Source organism: Streptomyces sp. SA15 (genome assembly GCF_002291145.1).
In the GTDB taxonomy this organism is placed as follows: domain Bacteria; phylum Actinomycetota; class Actinomycetes; order Streptomycetales; family Streptomycetaceae; genus Streptomyces.
On sequence record NZ_NTGE01000195.1, the window covers coordinates 22,554 to 43,378 of the forward strand.

The 20,825-nt window shown below is 71.6% G+C and carries 17 protein-coding genes; 11 read left to right on the forward strand and 6 right to left on the reverse strand.

Going from position 1 to position 20,825, the window contains the following annotated elements; all coding sequences use genetic code 11:
• Positions 1-25: 25 nt before the first annotated feature.
• Positions 26-796 carry an SDR family oxidoreductase gene (locus CLM62_RS41270; protein WP_095755012.1) on the reverse strand — a complete coding sequence of 257 codons (771 nt, stop codon included), beginning with the start codon at positions 794-796 and terminating at the stop codon, positions 26-28.
• A 134-nt stretch (positions 797-930) separates the two neighbouring features.
• Between CLM62_RS41270 and CLM62_RS41275 the strand changes: the two genes are divergently transcribed.
• Positions 931-2,571, forward strand: coding sequence for an alkaline phosphatase (locus CLM62_RS41275; RefSeq protein ID WP_095755013.1), 1,641 nt, complete (start codon positions 931-933; stop codon positions 2,569-2,571).
• Here CLM62_RS41275 and CLM62_RS41280 read toward each other — a convergent pair.
• Positions 2,558-3,592 carry a Gfo/Idh/MocA family protein gene (locus tag CLM62_RS41280; RefSeq protein ID WP_095755014.1) on the reverse strand — a complete coding sequence of 345 codons (1,035 nt, stop codon included), beginning with the start codon at positions 3,590-3,592 and terminating at the stop codon, positions 2,558-2,560. The two genes, CLM62_RS41275 and CLM62_RS41280, sit on opposite strands and share 14 nt — an antisense overlap.
• A gap of 97 nt (positions 3,593-3,689) precedes the next feature.
• Between CLM62_RS41280 and CLM62_RS41285 the strand changes: the two genes are divergently transcribed.
• The 3 genes from CLM62_RS41285 (at position 3,690) to CLM62_RS41295 (ending at position 7,305) form a co-directional block, all read left to right on the forward strand.
• A complete protein-coding gene (locus CLM62_RS41285; RefSeq protein WP_095755015.1) occupies positions 3,690-5,039 on the forward strand; it encodes a multidrug effflux MFS transporter in 1,350 nt (449 codons plus the stop codon).
• A complete protein-coding gene (locus CLM62_RS41290) occupies positions 4,991-6,166 on the forward strand; it encodes a serine hydrolase (RefSeq protein WP_095755016.1) in 1,176 nt (391 codons plus the stop codon). Before CLM62_RS41285 ends, CLM62_RS41290 begins: the two co-directional genes overlap by 49 nt.
• A gap of 146 nt (positions 6,167-6,312) precedes the next feature.
• Complete coding sequence (locus CLM62_RS41295; protein WP_095755017.1) at positions 6,313-7,305, forward strand: small ribosomal subunit Rsm22 family protein; 993 nt, start codon at positions 6,313-6,315, stop codon at positions 7,303-7,305.
• On the opposite strand, the gene CLM62_RS41300 is transcribed toward CLM62_RS41295, so the two are convergent.
• Complete coding sequence (locus CLM62_RS41300) at positions 7,306-7,530, reverse strand: DUF6243 family protein (RefSeq protein ID WP_095755018.1); 225 nt, start codon at positions 7,528-7,530, stop codon at positions 7,306-7,308.
• A 108-nt stretch (positions 7,531-7,638) separates the two neighbouring features.
• On the opposite strand from CLM62_RS41300, the gene CLM62_RS41305 reads away from it, so the two are divergent.
• A complete protein-coding gene (locus tag CLM62_RS41305; protein ID WP_095755019.1) occupies positions 7,639-8,256 on the forward strand; it encodes a TetR/AcrR family transcriptional regulator in 618 nt (205 codons plus the stop codon).
• Positions 8,257-8,466: 210 nt separating this feature from the next.
• On the opposite strand, the gene CLM62_RS41310 is transcribed toward CLM62_RS41305, so the two are convergent.
• From CLM62_RS41310 to CLM62_RS41320, 3 genes are all read right to left on the reverse strand, one after another.
• The gene (locus tag CLM62_RS41310; protein ID WP_095755116.1) at positions 8,467-9,363 is read right to left on the reverse strand and encodes a glycerophosphodiester phosphodiesterase; all 897 of its coding nucleotides are present in this window, start codon (positions 9,361-9,363) and stop codon (positions 8,467-8,469) included.
• Between the two features lie 109 nt (positions 9,364-9,472).
• Entirely contained in the window at positions 9,473-11,056 is a 1,584-nt protein-coding gene (locus CLM62_RS41315; protein WP_095755020.1) for a radical SAM protein, read from the reverse strand.
• 183 nt (positions 11,057-11,239) lie between these two features.
• On the reverse strand, positions 11,240-11,827 hold the full coding sequence (locus CLM62_RS41320; protein WP_095755021.1) for a helix-turn-helix domain-containing protein: 588 nt from the start codon (positions 11,825-11,827) through the stop codon (positions 11,240-11,242).
• 153 nt (positions 11,828-11,980) lie between these two features.
• Between CLM62_RS41320 and CLM62_RS41325 the strand changes: the two genes are divergently transcribed.
• The 6 genes from CLM62_RS41325 (at position 11,981) to CLM62_RS41350 (ending at position 20,825) form a co-directional block, all read left to right on the forward strand.
• Positions 11,981-12,835 (forward strand): EamA family transporter, encoded by an 855-nt coding sequence (locus tag CLM62_RS41325; RefSeq protein WP_306457972.1) that lies wholly within the window; start codon positions 11,981-11,983, stop codon positions 12,833-12,835.
• 266 nt (positions 12,836-13,101) lie between these two features.
• Positions 13,102-14,583: a class I adenylate-forming enzyme family protein gene (locus CLM62_RS41330; RefSeq protein ID WP_218835665.1), complete on the forward strand. Its 1,482-nt coding sequence runs from the start codon at positions 13,102-13,104 to the stop codon at positions 14,581-14,583.
• Positions 14,580-15,734, forward strand: coding sequence for an acyl-CoA dehydrogenase family protein (locus tag CLM62_RS41335; RefSeq protein WP_095755024.1), 1,155 nt, complete (start codon positions 14,580-14,582; stop codon positions 15,732-15,734). The genes CLM62_RS41330 and CLM62_RS41335 overlap by 4 nt, the downstream gene beginning before the upstream one ends.
• Before the next feature lie 3 nt (positions 15,735-15,737).
• Complete coding sequence (locus tag CLM62_RS41340; protein WP_095755025.1) at positions 15,738-16,376, forward strand: FMN-binding negative transcriptional regulator; 639 nt, start codon at positions 15,738-15,740, stop codon at positions 16,374-16,376.
• Entirely contained in the window at positions 16,373-19,540 is a 3,168-nt protein-coding gene (locus tag CLM62_RS41345; RefSeq protein ID WP_095755026.1) for an AMP-binding protein, read from the forward strand. The genes CLM62_RS41340 and CLM62_RS41345 overlap by 4 nt, the downstream gene beginning before the upstream one ends.
• Before the next feature lie 103 nt (positions 19,541-19,643).
• Positions 19,644-20,825 (forward strand): alanine racemase, encoded by a 1,182-nt coding sequence (locus CLM62_RS41350; RefSeq protein ID WP_107483863.1) that lies wholly within the window; start codon positions 19,644-19,646, stop codon positions 20,823-20,825.

Here is a 20,825-nt window from a genome sequence, read left to right on the forward strand (position 1 = left end):
ATATTCCGGTTGTGCAGGTTGTGATTCAGCCCCGGCCCACGTACGGCATCGTCGTCGCCAGCACCGTCGCGAACTGCACGTTCGCCTCCAGCGGCAGCTTCGCCATGTGCCGCACCGTGCGCGCCACATCGGCGACGTCCATCACCGGTTCGGGCGCGATCTCCCCGTTGGCCTGAAGGGCCCCGGCCTGCATCCGCGCGGTCATGTCGGTGGCCGCGTTGCCGATGTCGATCTGCCCGACCGCGATGCCGTACGGCCGCCCGTCGAGGGACAGCGACTTGGTCAGCCCCGTCAGCGCGTGCTTGGTCGCGGTGTAGGCGACCGAGTGCGGCCGGGGCGCATGGGCGGAAATGGAACCGTTGTTGATGATCCGGCCGCCCCGCGGGTCCTGCTCCTTCATCTGCCGGTACGCCGCCTGCGCGCACAGGAACGCCCCGTTGAGGTTGGTGTCCACCACGTGCCGCCAGGCGTCGTAGGGCAGTTCCTCGACCGGCACGCCGCCCGGTCCGAACGTCCCCGCGTTGTTGAACAGCAGGTCGACCCGTCCGAAGCGGTCGACGGTGGCGGCGAACAGCGCGGCCACGTCGTCCGGCCGCGACACGTCCGTCCGTACGGCGATGGAGGCCCCGTCGGGCACCAGGGCCGCCGTCTCCTCCAGCGTCTCGATCCGGCGCCCCGCCAGCGCCACCGACCACCCCGCGCGGAGCAGTTCCACGGCGACCGCGCGACCGATGCCGGAACCCGCCCCGGTCACCACCGCGATCCTCGAAATCTTCGCAGTTTGCTTGGCATTCATGGGCCCGCAGCGTAAGGGAGGGCCCGCCATGCGGAACTCATCCATCCGCCATTCGGCTGTTGTGTACGTGCCCATCACAGGTCGTCCCCGGCCACTCGAATGCCCCCTGGACCCATTCGTCAGGGGAGGACCGGATGACACCCGCAGCACGCCCGTCCCAGCACGCCCCCGAACTCCGCGCCGCCGCACGCCACCTGAACCGCCGCCGCTTCCTGACCGTCACCTCGGCGGCCGCCGCGCTCGCCTTCGCGACCAATCTGCCGTCGGCCGGCATCGCGGCCGCCGCCGAACTCGACGCCGCGAAGATCAACGAGAACCCGTTCACCCTCGGCGTCGCCTCCGGCGACCCGCTGCCCACCTCCGTGCTCCTGTGGACCCGGCTGGCCCCCGCGCCGTACCAGCCCGACAGCGGCCTGCCCGCCGAACGGGTCACCGTCCGCTGGGAGTTGGCCCACGACGACCGCTTCCGCCGGATCGTCAGAAGGGGCACCGTCACCGCGCACCCCGAGTTCCACCACGCCGTGCACGTCGAGGTGAGCCACCTCGACCCCGGACGCGTCTTCCACTACCGCTTCCGGGTGGGCGACTGGGTCAGCGAGACCGGCCGCACCCGCACCGCGCCCGCGCCCTGGGGCCAGGCCTCGGCCCTCACCCTCGCCGCCGTCTCCTGCCAGGCGTACCACGACGGCTACTACACCCCGTACGCCCATCTCGCCCAGGACGACGTCGACGTCGTCTTCCACCTCGGCGACTACCTGTACGAGTACGCGGTCGACGCGGTCGGCGGCCGGCGGAACTACACCGACCGCACGCTCCCCGCCCTCTTCAACCGGGAGACGGTCACGCTGGAGGACTACCGCCTGCGGTACGCCCTCTTCAAGTCCGACCCCGACCTGCGCGCCGCCCACGCCGCGCACCCCTTCGTCGTCACCTGGGACGACCACGAGACCGAGAACAACTACGCAGACGACATCCCGGAGAACAGCGTTCCTCCGGAGGAGTTCCTGCTCCGCCGCGCCGCCGCCTACCGTGCCTACTGGGAGAACCAGCCGCTGCGCCGCCCCCAGCAGCCCGCCGGCCCCGACATGCTGCTCTACCGTCGCCTCCAGTGGGGCCGACTCGCCCAGTTCGACGTCCTCGACACCCGCCAGTACCGCTCCAACCAGGCGTACGGCGATGTCGCGCACGCCCCCGGCCCCGAGTCCGACGACCCGGCGCGCACCATGACCGGCGAGACCCAGGAGCGGTGGCTGCTCGACGGGTGGCGCGCCTCGAGGGCGCTGTGGCACGTCGTCCCGCAGCAGGTCATGTTCTCCCAGCGGCACATCGACCTGACCACGCCGTCTCGGGTGTCGATGGATGCCTGGGACGGCTACCGGGCCTCACGTCGGCGCGTCCTCGACGGAGCGAAGGCGGCCGGTGTCGAGAACCTGATGGTGCTCAGCGGTGACGTCCACTCGGCGTACGCCTTCGACATCAAGGACGACTTCGACGACCAGGCCTCGCCGACCCTCGGCACGGAGATCGTGGCGACCTCGATCTCCAGCGGTCGGGACGGCGCCGACAAGCCCGCGACCTGGGACACCTACATGACCGCCAACCCGCACCTGAAGTTCTACAACGGGCGGCGCGGCTATGTGACCGTCGCCCTGGGTCAGGAACGGGCGCGGGCCGACTTCAAGACCGTGCCGTACGTGCTCACGCCGGGGGCGCCGATCGCGACGGCCGCGTCCTTCGTGACGGAGGTGGGGGAGCAGGGGCTCAAGCCGGCGTGAGTTCCGGCTCGCCCGTTTCCCGGGGGGATTCGCCGGGATAGCGGACGCCGACGCGGTCCCGTATCGCGTCGAGCGTCCGCATCACGGCGAGCGTGCCGTCGAGCGGGACGAGCGGGGACTCGGTCTCGCCGGCCCGCAGGGCCCGCATCACCTCGCGTGCCTCGTGCTTGAGGCTGCCCCGGGGACCGTCCGCCGGGCCGGCCGTGAACTCCTCGGGGTCGCGGCCGTCCCGGTGCAGCACGAAGCTGTCGGTGTGGAAGAAGCCGTACGGGATGTCGATACGGCCCTGCGAGCCGGTGACGGAGGCGGTGGTGGCCGTACCGCCGATGAGGGAGCAGTGCACCGAAGCCAGAGCGCCGCTCTCCCAGGAGAGCAGGGCTCCCGTCTGGAGATCGACGCCCTCGTCGGAGAGCACGGCCCGCGCGGCGATGTCCGCCGGCTCGCCGAGCAGCAGCTGCGCGAACGACACCGGATACACGCCCAGATCCAGCAGCGCGCCCCCGCCCTGCTCAGGGTCACGCAGCCGGTGCGAGGGCGGGAAGGGCCCGGCCAGCCCGAAGTCCGCCTGCACATTGCGCACTTCGCCGATCGCCCCGTCCAGCACCAGATCGGCGAGCCGCCGGATCACCGGGTTGCAGTACATCCACATGGCCTCCATCAGGAAGCTCCCGCGGGCCCGGGACAGCGCGACCAGTTCCTCGGCCTCCCGCGTGTTCAGCGTGAACGCCTTCTCGCACAGCACGTTCCGCCCGGCCTCCAGACACAGACCGGCGGCCGCCCGGTGCGCCGAGTGCGGGGTGGCGACGTACACGACATCGATGTCCTCGTCCCGCGCCAGCGCGTCCCAGTCGCCGTACGCCCGCGGTATCCCGAACCGCTCCGCGAACGCCGTCGCCGACGCCTCCGTCCGGGAGGCCACCGCCACGACCTCAGCGTCCGGCAGATCGACCAGATCCGCGGTGAACGCCGCCGCGATCCCACCCGTCGCCAGAATCCCCCAGCGCACGCTCTGCTCCGTCATTGCGGCCCCACCCTCGCTCACGTGACCCTCGGCACCCCTCGGCACTCCGTACGAGCTGAGAGCATAGGTGGCGGATCACTCGGAAAGGGAGGGGCACATGACCGAGCGCGACGCGCCGGCCGAGGCACCGCAGGAGGCGCCGTCCATATCGGATACATCAGACATCTCTGACATATCGCACCCGTCGCAGGCGGCCGTACCGAAACCGGAACCGGCCGCCCGTTCCTTGCGCCGCACCGGTCTGCTCGTCACCCTGATCCTCGGCGGCCTCACCGCCACGCCCCCGCTGGCGGTGGACATGTACCTCCCCGCCCTCCCGGAGGTCACCAAGTCCCTCAGCGCGCCCGCGGCCACCGTCCAGCTCACCCTCATGGCCTGCCTGGTCGGCATGGCGCTCGGGCAACTGGTGGTCGGCCCGATGAGCGACCGATGGGGCCGCAGACGCCCGCTGCTCATCGGCCTCGCGGTCTACATCGTCGCCACCGCCCTCTGCGCGCTCGCCCCCAACGTCCAGCTCCTGATCGCCTTCCGGCTGGCGCAGGGCCTCGCGGGCGCGTCCGCCATCGTCATCGCGCGAGCCGTCGTACGCGACCTCTACGACGGCATGGCCATGGCCCGCTTCTTCTCCACCCTCATGCTGATCTCCGGGGTCGCCCCGATCGTCGCGCCGCTCATCGGCGGACAGATCCTGCGGATCACCAACTGGCGGGGCGTCTTCGTCGTCCTCACGGTCCTCGGGGTGCTGCTGGCCGCGGTGGTCTGGGTCAAGCTCCCCGAGACCCTCGCACCCGCCGAACGCCACTCCGGAGGCGTCGGCGAGGCCCTGGGCGCGATGCGTGGCCTGCTCGCCGACGGCGCCTTCTCCGGCTACATGCTCACGGGCGGCTTCGCCTTCGCGGCCCTCTTCGCCTACATCTCGGCCTCGCCGTTCGTGATCCAGGAGATCTACGGCGCCTCGCCGCAGACGTTCAGCCTGCTGTTCGGGCTCAACTCGGTGGGCCTGGTGCTCGTCGGCCAGATCAACGGCAAGGTGCTGGTCGGGCGGGTGAGCCTGGACCGGGTGCTGGCGGTCGGACTCACGATCGTCACCACTGCCGCGACCGCGCTGCTGCTGATGTCGCTGGGCGTCTTCGGCGAGGTCGGCCTCGCCCCCGTCGCCGCCGCCCTCTTCGTCCTCATGTCGGCCATGGGCATCACCCTTCCCAACACCCAGGCGCTCGCCCTGATGCGCACCAAGCGGGCCGCCGGCTCCGCGTCCGCCCTGCTCGGTACGTCCTCCTTCCTCGTCGGAGCGATCGCCACCCCGCTCGTCGGCGTGGCCGGCGAGCACACCGCCGTCCCGATGGCCGTCGTCCAACTGGCCGCCGCACTGGTGGCACTGGCCTGCTTCGTGGGAATGTGCCGTCCCTGGAACAGACGTGCGAGTGTGGAGGGAGCAGAGAGCTGAGCGCACCGAGACTGCGCAGCGACACACCGGAGAAGGCAGGACTCGACCCCGGGCAACTCCGGCACCTCGTCCAGGAAGTCCAGAACCTCACCCGCGGCGAGCGCCCCTGGGCGGCGGGCGCCGTCGTGGTCGTCGGGCGCGGCCCCGTGATCGCCGTCGAGGAGGCGGCCGGCTGGGCCGTCCGGTACGCGTCCTACGACCCCCAAGCTGACGCCGGCGTGGAACTGCCGCCCGACGCCCGCATCCCGATGACCGTCGACACCCCTTTCGACCTGGCCTCCCTCACGAAACTCTTCACGTCGGTCGCCGCCGTGCAGCAGATCGAGCGGGGCACGCTCGGCATCGACGCGCGGGTGGGCGCGTACCTGCCGGACTTCCGCGGGGCCGCCGAGCACGGCATCACCGTACGGGATCTGCTCACCCACACCTCCGGCCTGCGGCCCGAACTCCCCCTCCACGACTGCGCCGACGACACCGAACGCCTGGCGATGCTCCGTGCGGAGCCACCGATCGGCGTCCCCGGCACGTACTGCTACTCGGACCTCAACCTGCTCCTCCTCCAACACGTCCTGGAACGCGTCACCGGCCGCACCCTCGATGTCCTCGTCCACGACGGCATCACCCGTCCCCTGGGCATGACGGCGACCCGCTTCGGCCCGTGCCCCGGCGCGGCGGCGACGGAGGACCAGCGGCGGCCCTGGGCCAAAGCGGACCGGGGGATGCTGCGGGGCGTGGTCCACGACGAGAACGCCTGGGCGCTCGGCGGGGTTGCCGGTCACGCGGGCCTGTTCTCGACGGGCCGGGACCTGGCGATCCTCTGCCGCGCGCTGCTGGCGGGCGGCGCGTACGGCCCGGCGCGCATCCTGGGCCCGGACTTCGTGGAACTGATGCTGACCGAGCCGGGACTGGGTTTCGCCCTGGACCAGCCGTGGTTCATGGGCGAGCTGGCGGGGCGGGGAGCGGCCGGGCACACGGGATTCACGGGGACGTCGCTGGTCCTGGACCCGGCGACGGACACGTTCTTGGTGCTGCTGGCGAACACGGTCCACCCACGCAGACGGGAACCGGACAGCAGGCCGCGGGCGGCGGCGGGGACGTGGGTGGCGCGGGCGGTTCGGGGGACGTAGGGGCCGGGGGATGGGGGCGGAGCCTCCGGGCGACGGTCGCCTCTCCACCGGCCGAGTCGGGCGGTGGGGGATAGGCCAGGGGCCTGGGGGCGGGGCGAAGCCCCCAGCGAGGCCGGCACCAACGCGGGCAAACATAGAATCGCCGGGTGAACGCCCCCGTACCCCCGGCGGACGCCCTCCGCCGCAGCCTCGCCACCCTCCTCGACGGCCTCCCGCCCCGCGAGGCCGCGCAAGCCGTGGACCGGCTGATCGCCAACTACCGGGGCACCACCCCCACCGACGCCCCGATTCTCCGGCACCGCGCCGACGTCGCCGCGTACGCCGCCTACCGGATGCCCGCGACCTACGAGGCGGTGCACTCGGCGCTGGAGGCGTTCGCCGAGGCCGTACCCGACTGGACCCCCCGCAGCCACGTCGACGTCGGCGGCGGCACCGGCGCCGCGACCTGGGCCGTCACCGCGACCTGGCACGGCACCCGCCCCGTCACCGTCCTCGACTGGTCCGAGCCGGCGCTCACCCTCGGCCAGGAGATCGCCACCGCCAACCCGGCACTGCACAACACGAGCTGGCAGCGCACTCGCATCGGAGCGGCACTCACCCTGGAGGCCACCGATCTCGTCACGGTCTCCTACGTCCTCAACGAACTGACCGCCGCCGACCGAGCCGCCCTCGTCGCCGCCGCCGCGGCAGCCGCGCAAGCCGTGGTGATCGTCGAGGCGGGCACCCCCGACGGCTACGCCCGCGTCATCGAGGCCCGTGACCGCCTGATGGCCGCCGGCTTCCACATCGCCGCCCCCTGCCCGCACAGCGCCGCCTGCCCCATCGTCCCCGGCGAGGACTGGTGCCACTTCTCGGCCCGGGTCAGCCGGTCCTCCCTGCACCGCCAGGTCAAGGGCGGCTCCCTCGCCTACGAGGACGAGAAGTTCGCGTACGTCGCCGCCACCCGCCTCCCCGTGACACCGGCCCCCTCCCGGGTGGTCCGGCGCCCGCAGATCCGCAAGGGCCAGGTGCTCCTCGACCTCTGCGAGACCGACGAGCACCTCAACCGCCGCACGGTCACCAAACGCCACGGCGACCTGTACAAGGCGGCCCGCGACGCGACCTGGGGCGACCCCTGGCCACCGGCGGACCGGCCCTGATCACGACGACTCGTCGCTCGTACGACCCTCCTTGCTCCCCTTGCTTGCCTTGCTCGCCTTACTCGTACGTTCTTCCTGCAGCTTGCGCAGCAGCTCCCGCTTCTGGGCCTGGCGGTCGACCCCGCCACCGAACCGGCCGTCCTGGGCGCCGCCCCGCAGGGCCTTGCGGCCGAGGTTCCTCCGCGTGCCGCCGACGCCCAGCGTGTTCTCTCCGCCTCGGGCCATAACAGCCTCCTCCTGATGTTCGCACAGTGGCGAGACGTAACGTCTCGCTCCGACCTGACCCACTGTCCAGCGAGACGCTCCGTCTTGTCAACCTGTTAAATTCGATCCATGACCCTGCAGAAGCCCGCTCCTGACACCACCCGCCGCAGCGAGAAGTCCCGTCGCGCGATCTACGACGCCGCCCTCGAACTCGTCGTCGAGCTCGGCTACCCCAAGACCACGATCGAGGGCATCGCCGCCCGCGCGGGTGTCGGCAAGCAGACGATCTACCGGTGGTGGTCGTCGAAGGCGGAGGTCCTGATGGAGGCCTTCCTCGACCTCGCCGAGCAGGCGTCACGGGAGGCAGGGCAGGAGTCGTACGCCATACCGGACACCGGCGACCTCGCCGCCGACCTCAAGGCCGTACTGCGGGCGACCGTCGACGAGCTGAAGGACCCCCGCTTCGAGGCACCGTCCCGCGCCCTGGCCGCCGAAGGCGTGGTCAACGAGGAACTCGGCCGGGAACTCGTGGCCAGGCTCCTCCAGCCCTCGCTCCAGCTGTACATGGACCGGCTGCGCGCCGCACAGGAGGCAGGGCAGGTGCGCCAGGACATCGACCCGCGCATCGCCCTCGAACTCTGGGTCTCCCCCCTCGCCCAGCGCTGGCTCCAGTACACCGGCCCGATCTCCTACGAGTACACCGACACCCTCGTCGACTACGCCCTCTACGGCCTCGTCCCCCGCTAGGGGCCTGCCCGGCGGATCATGTCGCAGACGCGGGGTCGCAGTGACACTAGCCGCTCCGCGGCGGGCGCCCATCTGCCGCGTTGTCGTCACTCGCCGACTCCCCCACGCTCGAACAACCTCGCGCGAGGGGACCCCCATCGCGTCGCCCGCCGCGGCAGCGGCTGATGTCACAGCCTCCTCCGCCTTGCAGCTGGACGCACCAGACCCCGCTCACCGGCGTTGACGGGTCGCCGCCGATTTCCTGCGACCTGATCCGCCGGACAGGCCCTGAACCCCCCGCACGGGATGCCGCGCCAGCCGCCCAGGCGCGTCCGTGATGATCCCGTCGCAGCCCAGCGACAGCGCCCGGTCCCGCTGGCCCGGGGTCAGTACGGTGTGCGCCCACACCCGCGGGATGCCCGAGCGCACCGCCCGGACAAGGTCCGCGTCCCGCGCCCGGTGATCGACGTCCAGCAGGTCGACGTAGGACCGCCAGCGCTCGGGCCGGTCCCGGCGCAGCTGCTCGGCCGAGCGCCACAACTGGGCGAGCAGGCCCATCCGGTGGGCGCGGCGGGCCACCTCGGGGTCGTTGGAGTTGACGAAGACCGAGCGGGTCAGCCCCCGGGCCCGGATCAGCGCGGCCAGCCGGCCCAGGCTGTGCGGGTCCTTCGCCTCCAGCATCAGCATGATCCGCCCGCCGAAACGGTCCAGCACCTCAGCCACCGTCGGCGGCCGCTCCGACCGCCAGCTCCCGGGCAACGAGTCCCTCGGCCGCAGCCGCACCGCCTGCCATTCGCGGCCGTCGAGCCCGCGCACCTCGCCGCCCAGGAACGTCGTCCGGTTCAGGGTCGGGTCGTGCATCACGACGAGCGTGCCGTCGCGCAGCATCCGTGTGTCGAAGTCCAGCACCTGCGCCGTACCGCGCTGGTAAGCGGCCATCAGGCCCGACATGCTGTTCTCGGGGACCTCTCGGGCGCCGCCGCGATGGGCGACGTACGTGACACGGGGCAGCGAGTCCACCGTCAGCGGCCCCGCGCCCCACTCCAGCGGGGTCGTCCCTCCGGCGAGGACCAGCGAGACCACGGAGGCCGCGGAGGCCAGGCCCGTCAGCGTGATCCATGTGACCATGCCGACCAAGGTAGGCACCTGAATCCCGCCGAAGTCAGCAATGACACTCGATGAGCGACCGGCATGACCGCGAGTCCCACCCTCACGACCGGAGATGTGACACAGGCTCTCACTCTCCGATGACGATGCCCGTCGCCTTGCCGTACTCGCGCAGCCCACCGCGTGCCGTGGCGAGGTCGTCCAGGGTCAGGCCGGGCATGACCGCGGCGACGTACTCGGCCATCGCCGCCTCGCGGTCGATGACGTCGAGCTCCTTCCAGTGCGAGGCGATGTCGCGGCGGTCGGGTTCGGCGGCGACGGAGAGGCCGAGGCGGTCGGCCGCCTGGCCGGCCAGTTCCGGTTCGGTGAGGTAGCGGTAGTCCAGGGAGCCGGGCTCGGGAGAGAGCACTTCGACGTCCAGGGAGGCGATGACCCCCTTCCCGGCATCGATCAGCCGCTGCATCGAGGCGATGTTGTCGGCCAGGAGTTCGGGGGTCATGCCCAGGTGACCGATGACGAAACCGACCTTGAGCAGCAGGCCGTGATCCCGAGCTGTCTGCATGGCCCGCACATTGTGGTCGAACATGAGTTCCGCTCGATGGGCGGGATCGTTGTCCTTGATCGGGCTCAAGGGCTTGTTCATCGCCATCAGGGAGACCGGCGCCCCGGCGTCCAGGCCCACCATGAGCTGCCGCACCCCGAGTTGGCGAAGCGTTTCTGCATGGCGGGGGTTGGACAGCCCGTCGGCACGCGCATAGCCCACCATGACCGGACGCTCGTTCTCCGGGGTCCGGGTCCACCACTGCGGGGCCTCGTCGAGCATGCCGCGCAGCAGGCCGCCGAAGGTCAAGGGGAGTTCGTCAGCGGTCAGATAGAGGTAGTCGTAGGCGTTGTGGCTCATGTGCTCGACGAGTTGCCAGGCCGCGTGCGGGTCGTGGACCGAGTTCTTCCACATTCCGCCGAACTGGATCGAGCAGAACGAACAGGCGTCGTTGCGGCGGAACTTGATACAGCCCCGGCCGATCTCCACGGGCATGCCGGCGTGCAGTTCCACGCCGAGCATCTTGCGTAACTGCGGGGCGACGCGTGTCTGGAAGTTGGCCTTGTAGGGCGTGGTGTGGTCGAAGACGGCGTCGACCAGGTCGTGGCGCAGAGCGGTGAAGACCGGTTCGGGCCGCTGCTGGACGGAGATGACCTGTCCGTCGCGCCAGACCGCGATACCCGGGTAGGCCGCCGGTTCCTGAAGTCGGCCGGCGTTCAGGTCCGCGATGAGCGCGCGGAAGGGGCCGACGACTTCGTTGCCACGAAAACCGAAGTCGATGCAGTCGTGATGGTTGGTCAGGCACTGCTCGGTCAGCGCGGAGAAGTGATCATTGCCCATGACCGTCCATATCCGCGGGCGTACCGCTTTGGCATGGGCGAGGATCGCGAGCGCGGCTTCATAGGTGGCGGTCAGCGCACTGGTGCACACCGCGAGAATGTCGCCGGCATGGGTGTCGATGTAGTCCAGCAGGGTGGGCCAGGGCACGACCGTGCCGTCGATGTACACCGGCGTCACATCGGGGATGTCCGCCAGCGCCGAGGCGAGGGTCAGCACGCCCAGGCTGGGAAAGTTGGACCAGTCGGTGTGGTCCTCCGGGCGCGTGACGGTGCAGGTGGCGCCGTCGAGAACGGTGTTGGAGTTGGGCGGGTTGACGATGAGCACCTGTGCCATACGTGCAGCTCCTCATACTGGCGGGCTCGTTCATGGCCCGCACGAGGCCGTCGAAAAAGGGCAACAGGCACAGACGGTAGGTACAGGAGTGATCGGATAGTGCTCGAATCGACCGGTCCGCCGTATTTCTGGTCAGAGATGGCCTGATATTGCGGGGATGTGGCTGACTTGTTGCCGATCCGTTCAGGCCGGTACCGGGGTGATCTCCGGCTGGAGGACGGCCATCACGAAGTGGAGTCGTTCGTCCGCCTGATTCCCGTAGCTGTGCTCGCGGTCGGCGGCGAACACGGCGGCATCCCCGTGGTGGAGAACGACCGACTGCCCTTCGACGTCGAGGGACAGCTGACCGCGCAGCACGTAGACGATCTCCCAGCTGCCGGCCGCGTGCTCCTCGCCGCTGTAGCGGTCGCCCGCGGCCAGGCGCCAGTCCCACATCTCTATGGCGTTGGGCAGCTCGGAGCCGACGAGGAGTCGGCCGCTGCTGCCGGGCAGCCCCTCCCACAGCCGGGCGGCCTCCCCGTCCCGCACGACGCGGACCGCGGTGTTCTCGGCGTCCCGCAGCAGCCGCGCCAGCGCTACACCGAGAGCGTCGGCCAGTCGGCACAGGGTCGCGATACTGGGGTTGGTGCGCGCCTTCTCGATCTGCAGGAGCACGCCCTTGCTCACACCCGCGCGGGTCGCGAGGGTCTGCAAGCTCCAGCCACGCTCGGCGCGCAGTGCCCGTACGTTGTATGCGATCGCCCGGTTCGCCGCCTCGGCAGCACTTGCCATTCTCGTTTCCGCCTTCCGCCGGTGCCGGTTCCGCGCGTGTTTGTCGTCCTGCCCGGACGGTACTGCAAACTAACCCGGTCGGGTCGGTTTACCGAACCATACGGCGACCGGGGCAGCACGCCACGGCGCGATACGTACGGAGGGGGAACTCAAGTGGCGCTTTTACTCGGGTTGGTGTCGAGCATGCTTTGGGGCGCGGCGGACTTCGCCGGGGGGCGGTTGTCGCGGCTGCGATCCGCGTACTCGGTGATCTTCGTGGCCCAGGTGGCGGCCCTGGTGAGCACGGCCGTGTACCTCGTCGCCGCGGCGGAACCGGCGTTGGACACCGCAGCGCTGGCCTGGGGGGTGGTGGCGGGGCTGGCGGGAGCGGTCGCCCTCGGCGCGTTCTATCGGGCCCTGGCCATCGGGCAGATGGGTCTGGTGGCCCCGGTGGCCTCCACATCCGTGGTTCTTCCCGTCGTCGTCGGTGTGGTCCAGGGGCAGACACCTCCGCCGCTGCAGTTCATCGGCCTGGCGACGGCGGGCCTGGGTGCCTGCCTGGCCGTGGCACCCGAGTTGAGGTCCGGCTCCGGTGCACGTGCGTCGTCCGGGCAGTCGATCGGCCTGGCGCTGCTGGCCGCCGCGGGCTTCGGGGTGGTCCTGATCGCCATAGCCGAGGGCAGCCGGTCGTCGGTCCCCCAGACCCTGTTCGGCCAGCGGGCCGCCTACGTCGTCGCCGTCGGTCTTGTCCTGCTGCTGCGCGCCGGCCGAGGTGAGCGTCAGCCGCGCTGGACCCGGTCCCAGCTGGGGGTCGCCGTGGCGGTCGGACTGGCCGACATGGCCGCCAATCTGATGTACGCCCACGCCACCCACACCGGCCTGTTGCCCGTGGTGTCGGTCCTCTCCTCGCTGTACCCCGTCGCCACCGTCCTCCTGGCACGCTGGCTCGACGACGAGCGTCTGCGCCCGCTCCAACTCGCCGGGATCTCCGCGACGTTCCTCGGCGTCACCCTCATCGGGGCCGGTTGATGCCCAACAAGCGGATGGGATGGGCGAGTTGTCGCCAGCTCGACGAAGGCCGGTTTCCGCGTGCGTGCGACGGTGGCGTAAGTACCCTTGCGTCCACGCTGATGTGCCTTTGCTGAACAATTTCTCGAAGTATGGACGTGTTCTTGCCAGGCACAGGAGTCCGTGATTTCGTCACACGCCGAGAGTGGCTGCGAGACACTCGCAGGGGGTTGCACGGGGGCTGCGTCGCATGTCCGTTCGTGCAGGGGGAGCAGGAAGGGCATCCATTGGGGGAGGGGCTCTACGCCGCGTTCCGGGTCACGGCCATGTCCGCCCCGCGTGCGTCGGCCGTGGTCGGTCACGACGGAATCACGTGGTCGTACGAGGAGTTGCTGGCGGCGGTGGACGCCGCGGCCGAGCGTCTGTCGGGGCGGTTCGAACCGGGTGACGTGCTGGGACTCGCCGCCGACGATCCGGGAACGTTTCTCGCGCTCTATCTCGCGGCCGCCAGGCTCGACATCGTCACCGTCCTGCTGGACAGCCGCCTGTCCGCGGCGGAGTTGGAACGCAGCGCGGCGAAGTTCGACCTGGCCTGGCTGGCGGTCGACCGGCGGCCGGACGACCCCTGTGCTGCGGGCGGGTTCGAGCTGGAGGCCGTCGACGGGGCGCGCACGCACCGCGGTCGGGCGCTCAGCCGATACGCCGCCGACGACTTCGTCGTGCACTGCACCTCCGGTTCGACCGGTGAGCCCAAGGGCATCGTCATGAGCCAGGCCGCCATCGAGGCGCGGGTCCGGCTGTGGAGCGGGGAGTTGGCGCTGGGCCCCGAGGACGTGGTGCTGTGCGCACTGCCGCTGGCGCACTGTCATGGCATCGATGTCCTGACCCTGCCGGCGCTGCTGAACGGGGCGACCGTGGTGTTCGCCAGGGCCGGGCGGCTCACCGGCCGGGGACTGGCACGGCAGATCGACCGGCACGGCGTGACACTGATGAGCGGACTGCCCGTCATGTACCAGATGCTCACCGCCGCCGGCGGGGCGCCGGCCACGTCGCTGAAGACGCTGCGCATGGCCATATCCGGCAGCGCGCCGCTGGCGACCAGTACGCAGGAGGAGTTCCTGCGCCGGTACGGCCTGCCGCTGCGTCAGGTGTACGGGCTGTCCGAGATCGGCGTGATCTGCTTCGACAAGCGGTACGTCGGTGGCGGCTCCATCGGGAAACCCATCGCCGGTGTCGAGTGGCGACTTGAGCCCGTCGCGGACGCGAACCCCGCGCAGGACGGTTCGGAGCCGGAGCCGCTCCATGAGCTGTACGTCCGTGGACCCGCTCTCGCCCGTGGCTACTACGACGAACCCGCCGCCACCGCGGAGATGTTCGAGGACGGCTGGCTCAGGACGCGGGACATCATCCGGGCGGATCCCGAGGGCTGGTACGTACGCGGCCGTCAGTCCGGCTTCATCAACGTCGCCGGGAACAAGGTCGGACCACTCGAGGTCGAGGCCGCGCTGCGCGAATGCCCCGGAGTGCTGGAGAGCGCCGTCGTCGGCATCCCCGACCCCGGGACCACCGAGCGGGTGGCAGCTCTGATCGTCACCGACGGCGCCTTCGAACTGGGCGCGGTCCAGCGGCGGCTCGCCGACCGGCTGCTGTCGTACCAGCTCCCGCAGCGGTACGAGACCGTTGCGACGCTCCCGCGCACTCCGCTCGGCAAGACCGACTACGCCGCCGTGAAGCGGCTGCTGCACACCCACGAGGGGGACGACACGTGACCGGTGGTGCGATCCAGGACGTGCCCGCCGTCGCCGACACCGAGGCGAGGCTCGACACCGTGGCGGGTGGACTGTTCGCCGCGCTCGCGGCCCGGCCGCCCGAGGCGTACGAACAGGACGCAAAGGCCGTGTTCGCCCTGCTCAAGGACACCCGCGCCACGACCTTGCTGATCCCCCGGGACTGCGGCGGGGCCGGGCACACGGCGGCCGACGCCGTACGGTTCCAGCTCGCCCTCGGCACCCTGGCGCCGTCGGCGGCCATCGCGACGACCATGCACCACTACAAGATCGCCGCCCTCGGCCGGGTCGCCACGGCCGGGGACGAGAACGCCCGGGTGATCCTCCGCGACATTGCGAGCGAGGCCAAGCTGATCGCCTCCGGCGGTGCCGAGTCCACTCCCGGCCGCGATCTGCGGAGCCTGGGGAGCTGGGCGGTCCGCGACGCCGACGACGCCGGCTACCGCGTCACCGGGCTGAAGCGGCCCTGCTCCCTGTCCACCAGCATGGACCTGATGTCCCTGATGGTGGAGCTGCGGGCGCCCGACGGCTCCCCCGAGGGGTACGCCCAGGCCTTCGTGGACGCCGGCGCCCCCGGACTGGAACGCGAGACGTTCTGGCGGAGCCCGGTCTTCCGCGCCGCCGAGAGCCACGCCGTGCGCCTGTCCGACGTCCACGTCGCACGCGACCACGTCTTCCCGCTGCGGGGCGAGACCGGCCGCCGCTTCGCCGCCGACTGCTACCTCTGGTTCCAACTGCTCATCAGCGCCTCCTACCTCGGCGTGGCCTCCTGCCTGGCCCAGGCGACCCCGCCCGACAGGCGCGCGGGCTCACCGCGGTGGACCCGGGCGGTCGAGGAGATCCGCCGCCTGGAGGACGGTCTGCTCGACGCGGCGCGCGCCGTGGACGACGACCGGCCCGTCGGCGAACAGCTCAACCTGGCGGTCGAGGCACGTGACCGCGTCGAGGACGACATCACCGCCATCGGCGGTCTGCTGTTGCGCGCGGCCGGCGGCGCCGGCTTCGCCCTGAGCGGCTTCGCCACGACGCTCGCGGGAGCGCTCAGCGCGATCGCCTTCCATCCACCGCAGCGCGGGGCCCGCGAGGGCATCGGCCTGGAACTGCTGAACGCCGAGTCGAGGGAGCGCGCGTAAGCCATGTACACCCGAGAGCACTTCAGTGTTCCCCTGCCCCTGATGTGCGACTTCGTACAAGAGAAGTCGTTCGGCGTCCTCGCCACCTTCCACGACGGCCGCATCCACACCTCTCCCCTGCCTCTCGATCTGCGCGAGACCGAGGACGGCGAGCTGTTCGTCGCCGGACACGTCGCCCGGGCCAACGACATGGCGGAGGCGTTCGCGGCGGGACCTCCGGCCACCGTCACCGTTCTGGGGCCGGACACCTTCGTGCCCGCCGAGTGGTTCGGCACCCGCAGCCGCATCCCGACCTGGCTGTACTGCGCCGTGGAGATCTCCGGCCGGCTGGAACTCAGCGACGCCGCCCGCACCCGCGAGGACGTCGTCGTGCTGATCGACCGGCTGCAGAAGAAGGCGGTCGCGGGCTCGACCTGGACGCTCGCGGAGATACCGGAGAACCTGAGCGAGGGGTACCTGAAGAACATCGTCGGCTTCCGGCTGCTCGACCTGGAGTTCAAGTCCTGCTTCCGGCTGAACCAGCGCAAGGGCGGCACGGACAGCCTGGCCGAGGCACTGGCCGACAGCGCCGAGACCGACCGGCTGCGGCTGGCGAAGCTGGTGCTCCAGCCACCGACCGCCACGGCCGCCCCGACCGCATGACGGCCACCGTGGAAGCACCGGACGCCCTGGGACGGCTGCTGGACCTCCCACCGAGCGGGCGCCCCGCCGTCGAGTGGCGCGGCGAGACCCTCACGTACGCCGAACTCGCCACCCGCGTCGACGAACTGACCGGCACTCTGGTCGAGGCCGGGGCGCCCGGGACGCACGTCCTGCTCCTGGGGCCGCTGTGTCCCGCCTACGTCGTGGGGCTGCTGGCGTGCCTGCGCGCGGGTGCGGTGCCGGTGCCCACGGACGCCGGGCTGGCACCCGACCGGTACGCGTGGGCCGAGCGCATCGCACGGCCGTCGGCCATCCTGACCAGCGATGTCTCCGCCGTGGCGCACTACCGCGGGCGGGCCGGTGACGGCGACCTCCATGAGCTGGTCCTGGACGCCGCGACCGGACGCGTCGTCCTCACCACCGCCCCATGGCACCGGCGGCAACCGCCGCCCGCCCGGCGGCACCAGGACATGGACGCCGGTTATCTCATCCCCACATCGGGGTCGACCGGGGCGCCGAAGGCGATCGTGGGCAGCCGCAGGGGCCTGCACGCGTTCCTGTCCTGGTTCACCGAGGAGTTCGCCTTCGGCGAGAGGGACGTCTGCGCCGCCGTCACACGCGTGAACTTCGACCCGTCGCTGCGGGAGCTGCTGGGGGTGCTGACGGCCGGCGGCACGCTGTGCCTGCCCGAGGTCGACGCCCAGCTGGACCCGCGTACGCTCGGCGCCCACCTCGCCCGGTCGCGGGCGACGCTCGCCTTCCTCGTACCGTCCCTCGCCCGCCGGGTCGGGGACGCGCTGCGGGCCGAGTCCGTCCGGCTGGACGCCCTGCGCCTGGGGTTCTTCGCGGGGGAGGTGCTTCCGGCGCGGGTGGTCGAGCAGTGGAGCGAGCTCGCGCCGGGTGCCGAGTTCGTCAACCTCTACGGGATGACCGAGGGGACGCTGGCCCAGCTGTTCCGGCGTGGGGTCCGGGTGGGGCGGGCCGGCGCAGAGGCAGCGGGCGGCGCGGCGTTCGGGGTGCCCGTCGGGCGGCCCAGGCCCGGTGTGTCGGTGGAGATCGACCGGCCCGACGCGGACGGCCACGGAGAGGTGCTCGTCGCCTCGTCGGCCCCGGCGCTCGGGACACTCGCGGACGGGGCGGGAGGGGCGCCGGGCACGTTCCGTGTCGACCCGATGCCCACCCCACTGCGCACCGGTGACATCGGGCGCCGTACCGAGGGCGGCGAGTTGATGGTCGTGGGCCGGCTGGGCGACGACCTGAAGGTCTCCGGCAGGCGCGTCGCCTACCACCGCTTCGTCGACGACGTCGAGGAACTCGTCGGCGTGGACCAGTGCGTCGTCGTCGACCGTCAGGGGCCGCACGCCTTCGTCGCCGCGGCACGGCTTCAGCCGGGCCAGGAGGAGACGCTGAGCGAGCAGGTCCGCGATGTCGCCAAGCGGCACGGGCTGCCGGTTCCGGCGGTCCATCCGCGCCGGGAGCTGCCGCTGCTTCGCAGCGGCAAGGTCGACCGGGTCGCCCTGGCCACGTCCGTCGAGCAGTCGTCGGGCACCGGGGGCGCGCCGCCACCCGACCCGGGTGCCACCGTCACCGATGTGCTGCTCGGGTTGCTCGGACTTCGCGAGGACCCGGCAGCCGTGGGGGCGGCACCGGACGCGACGTCGTTCGTGGACGCGGGGCTGTCGTCCCTGGACATGATGGACTTCGTCGGGAAGGTCGAGCAGCGCTTCGGGACCGTCCTTTCGGTGCAGGAGTGCTTCGCCCATCGCGATGTGGCGTCGCTGGCGCGGGCGATCGAGCGCGGCGGTATCACCGGTGGCACCGGGCAGGGGTCCGGTGCCGAGTCCGACGGGCACACGAGCGAGGGCCGCCGGGCCGCGCCCGGCAGAGACCGCCCGGCGGCCGACGAGCACGTCGGCGAGCATGTCGTCCCCCTGTCGACCCGTCAGGTGGCCTACATGGCCATCTGCATGGCGGACGGCAACGCCAACTGGTGCAACCTCTCCCGCGAGATCCGGATCGACCGGGCGCTCACGACCGACGAGGTGCGGGCGGCCGCCGACCTGCTGACCCGACGCCACGACGTGCTCCGGCTCTCGCTCACCCCCGACTGGTCGCAGCAGGTCCACTCCGAGCCCGACGCCGTACGCTGCCCGGTCACCGTCCACGAGACCCCCGGTCCCGGTGAGCACCGCGCACGGGTTCAGCAGGCCCGCGCCGAGGCCGTGGCACAGCTGATCGACCCCGCGGCCCCGCCGCCCATGAGGGTCGTCGTGGTCCCCGGCGACGGCATCACGTCCGTCGTCCTGGTCGCGCACCACCTCTTCCTCGACGGCCTGAGCATGGACCTGATCGCGGGCGAGCTGCGCTCGGCGCTCCAGGGCTCCGCGCTCGACGACGCCCCGCCGCCCTCCGGATACCGCGTCTACTGCCGGGCGACGCGGCGCCCGGACCGGCCCGCGCCCGCCGCCGCCTACTGGCGCACCTTCCTGCGGGACGCCGAACAGATCACGCTGCCGGAGGCGACGGGCGACGACGCCCGCGTCGGCGAACTGGTGTCGCGCCCGTTCGGCGTGACCTGTTCCCGGGCAGCCCATCGGATCGCGGTGGCCACGGGTGTCTCCGTCTTCCCGGTCGTCCTGGCCGCCTTCGACCTGGCCGTCTCCCGGACGTTCGGACTGGACCGGCTGTCGATCGTCGTCCCCGTGCAGGTGCGCGACGAGGTGGCAGCCGCGACCGCCGGGATGTTCATGAGCCAGCTCGTCGTACGCGGCCCCGACGCGGTGTCGCTGCCGGACCGGGCGTCGGCCTACGCCGAGCAGCTGCGGGTCGGCACGGCGAGCAGCGCATGGGAGTTCGACCAGCGGATCGAGGAGCTCGGGTTGGCCGGGGCCGACCGCTTTCCGCTGTCCACGGTGCTGTTCAACCAGCACCCCAAACGGCGCGGGCTCAGGCCCCGCGACCTCGGTGCGTGGCAGCCGAGGTCGCTGGGGCGGACGCTGCGCTACCAGTTGCAGGGCGAACTGCAGGTATCGGCGTCCGAGATGGCGCTGACGTACTACTACAGGCGGGGGATCGCCATGGACCGTACGGATGTCATCGACCGGCTGCACAGCGAGGTGCTCGCGGCGCTGCAGGAGGCGGGGAGGACGTCCTGTGCGGACTGAACACGCTTCCGGAGCCGGGCTCGCTTCTGCCGCCGGACTCGCTCCCGCCGCCGGACTCGCTTCTACTGCCGCTCCCGCCGCCCGCCTCGGTGACCCCCTGGGAATGCTCCCGACAGTCGAGCTCGCCCCTCACCAGGCCCGGCTCCTCATGCACCGGGCCGGGGGCACGCCGGTGTACGCGTACAGCCGCGCCGCCCTGCGCCAGGCCGTCGACCGGGTGCGGGCGGCCTCGGTACCCGGCGCCGAGATCTACTACTCGCTGAAGGCGAACCCGCACCCCGGCGTCGTGACCGCCCTGGCGTCGCTGGTGGACGGCTTCGACGTGTGCTCCCTGGGCGAGCTGGAGACCGCGCTGAACGCGGGGATGCCGCCGGAGAAGCTGCTGTTCACGGGCCCGGCGAAGTCGGCCGGGGAGGCCGCGGCCGCGCTGGCGGGCGGGGTGGCCGTGACGGTCGAGTCGCCGCGCCAGGCCGTGCTGTTCGCCGAGACGGCGCGCCGGCTCGGGGTCGGCGGCCGGGCCGTCATCCGGGTCAACACCCCCTATCCGGGCAGGACGTCCGGCGCGGCCCCCTCGCCGAACCAGTTCGGCGTCTTTGCCGGGGACACCGCCGAGGTGGTGCGCGTGCTGCGCGCCTCGCCCCTGTCGCTGAGCGGTCTGCAACTGTTCTGGGGCTCGCAGTACTCCGACGCCGAGGTCATCCGCGCGGCCAGGAACGCGGCGCTGGACCGGGCCGCGAGCCTCGCGGACGAGTTCGGACTGAGTCTTGACTTCGTGTCCGTCGGCGGGGGCATCGCGATGCCCTGGTGCGACCGCGACACCGCCGTGGACTGGGAGGGACTGCGCTCCGACGGACCCGGCCCCGGCCCGACAGCGGACGGTCCTCTCGGATCGGCCACCGTGGTCTGCGAGTACGGCCGGTCGATCGTCGGCCCGGCCGGTGTGCTGCTGACGTCCGTACTGGATGTGAAGACCATCGACAGCCGGCGGTACGTCCTCGTCGACGCCGGGATGAACCACGTCATGATCGCCAGTCGGCTCGTCGCCGGAGCGGGCCGCGGCGAACCCCTGGTGCGGGCGGTGGACCCGAAGGACCCCGGTGCCCTGAGCCCCGCGGTCGTGACGGGCCCCTTGTGTTCACAGCTGGACGTGCTCGCCCAGGACGTCCTCCTGCCCGCCGTGGATGTCGGCGACGCGCTGATGTTCTCGGGTGTCGGCGCCTATGGGCCGACCTTCAGCCCGAGCGCCTTCCTGAGCCGCGACGAAGTGAAAGAGATCGTCTTCTGA

What these genes read in the sequence shown, in the direction of transcription:
- CLM62_RS41270 (WP_095755012.1), bottom strand. Translation starts at nt 796, where the DNA reads ATGAATGCCAAGCAAACTGCGAAGATTTCGAGGATCGCGGTGGTGACC.
- CLM62_RS41275 (WP_095755013.1), top strand. Translation starts at nt 931, where the DNA reads ATGACACCCGCAGCACGCCCGTCCCAGCACGCCCCCGAACTCCGCGCC.
- CLM62_RS41280 (WP_095755014.1), bottom strand. Translation starts at nt 3,592, where the DNA reads ATGACGGAGCAGAGCGTGCGCTGGGGGATTCTGGCGACGGGTGGGATC.
- CLM62_RS41285 (WP_095755015.1), top strand. Translation starts at nt 3,690, where the DNA reads ATGACCGAGCGCGACGCGCCGGCCGAGGCACCGCAGGAGGCGCCGTCC.
- CLM62_RS41300 (WP_095755018.1), bottom strand. Translation starts at nt 7,530, where the DNA reads ATGGCCCGAGGCGGAGAGAACACGCTGGGCGTCGGCGGCACGCGGAGG.
- CLM62_RS41305 (WP_095755019.1), top strand. Translation starts at nt 7,639, where the DNA reads ATGACCCTGCAGAAGCCCGCTCCTGACACCACCCGCCGCAGCGAGAAG.
- CLM62_RS41310 (WP_095755116.1), bottom strand. Translation starts at nt 9,363, where the DNA reads ATGGTCACATGGATCACGCTGACGGGCCTGGCCTCCGCGGCCTCCGTG.
- CLM62_RS41315 (WP_095755020.1), bottom strand. Translation starts at nt 11,056, where the DNA reads ATGGCACAGGTGCTCATCGTCAACCCGCCCAACTCCAACACCGTTCTC.
- CLM62_RS41320 (WP_095755021.1), bottom strand. Translation starts at nt 11,827, where the DNA reads ATGGCAAGTGCTGCCGAGGCGGCGAACCGGGCGATCGCATACAACGTA.
- CLM62_RS41340 (WP_095755025.1), top strand. Translation starts at nt 15,738, where the DNA reads ATGTACACCCGAGAGCACTTCAGTGTTCCCCTGCCCCTGATGTGCGAC.
- CLM62_RS41345 (WP_095755026.1), top strand. Translation starts at nt 16,373, where the DNA reads ATGACGGCCACCGTGGAAGCACCGGACGCCCTGGGACGGCTGCTGGAC.
- CLM62_RS41350 (WP_107483863.1), top strand. Translation starts at nt 19,644, where the DNA reads ATGCTCCCGACAGTCGAGCTCGCCCCTCACCAGGCCCGGCTCCTCATG.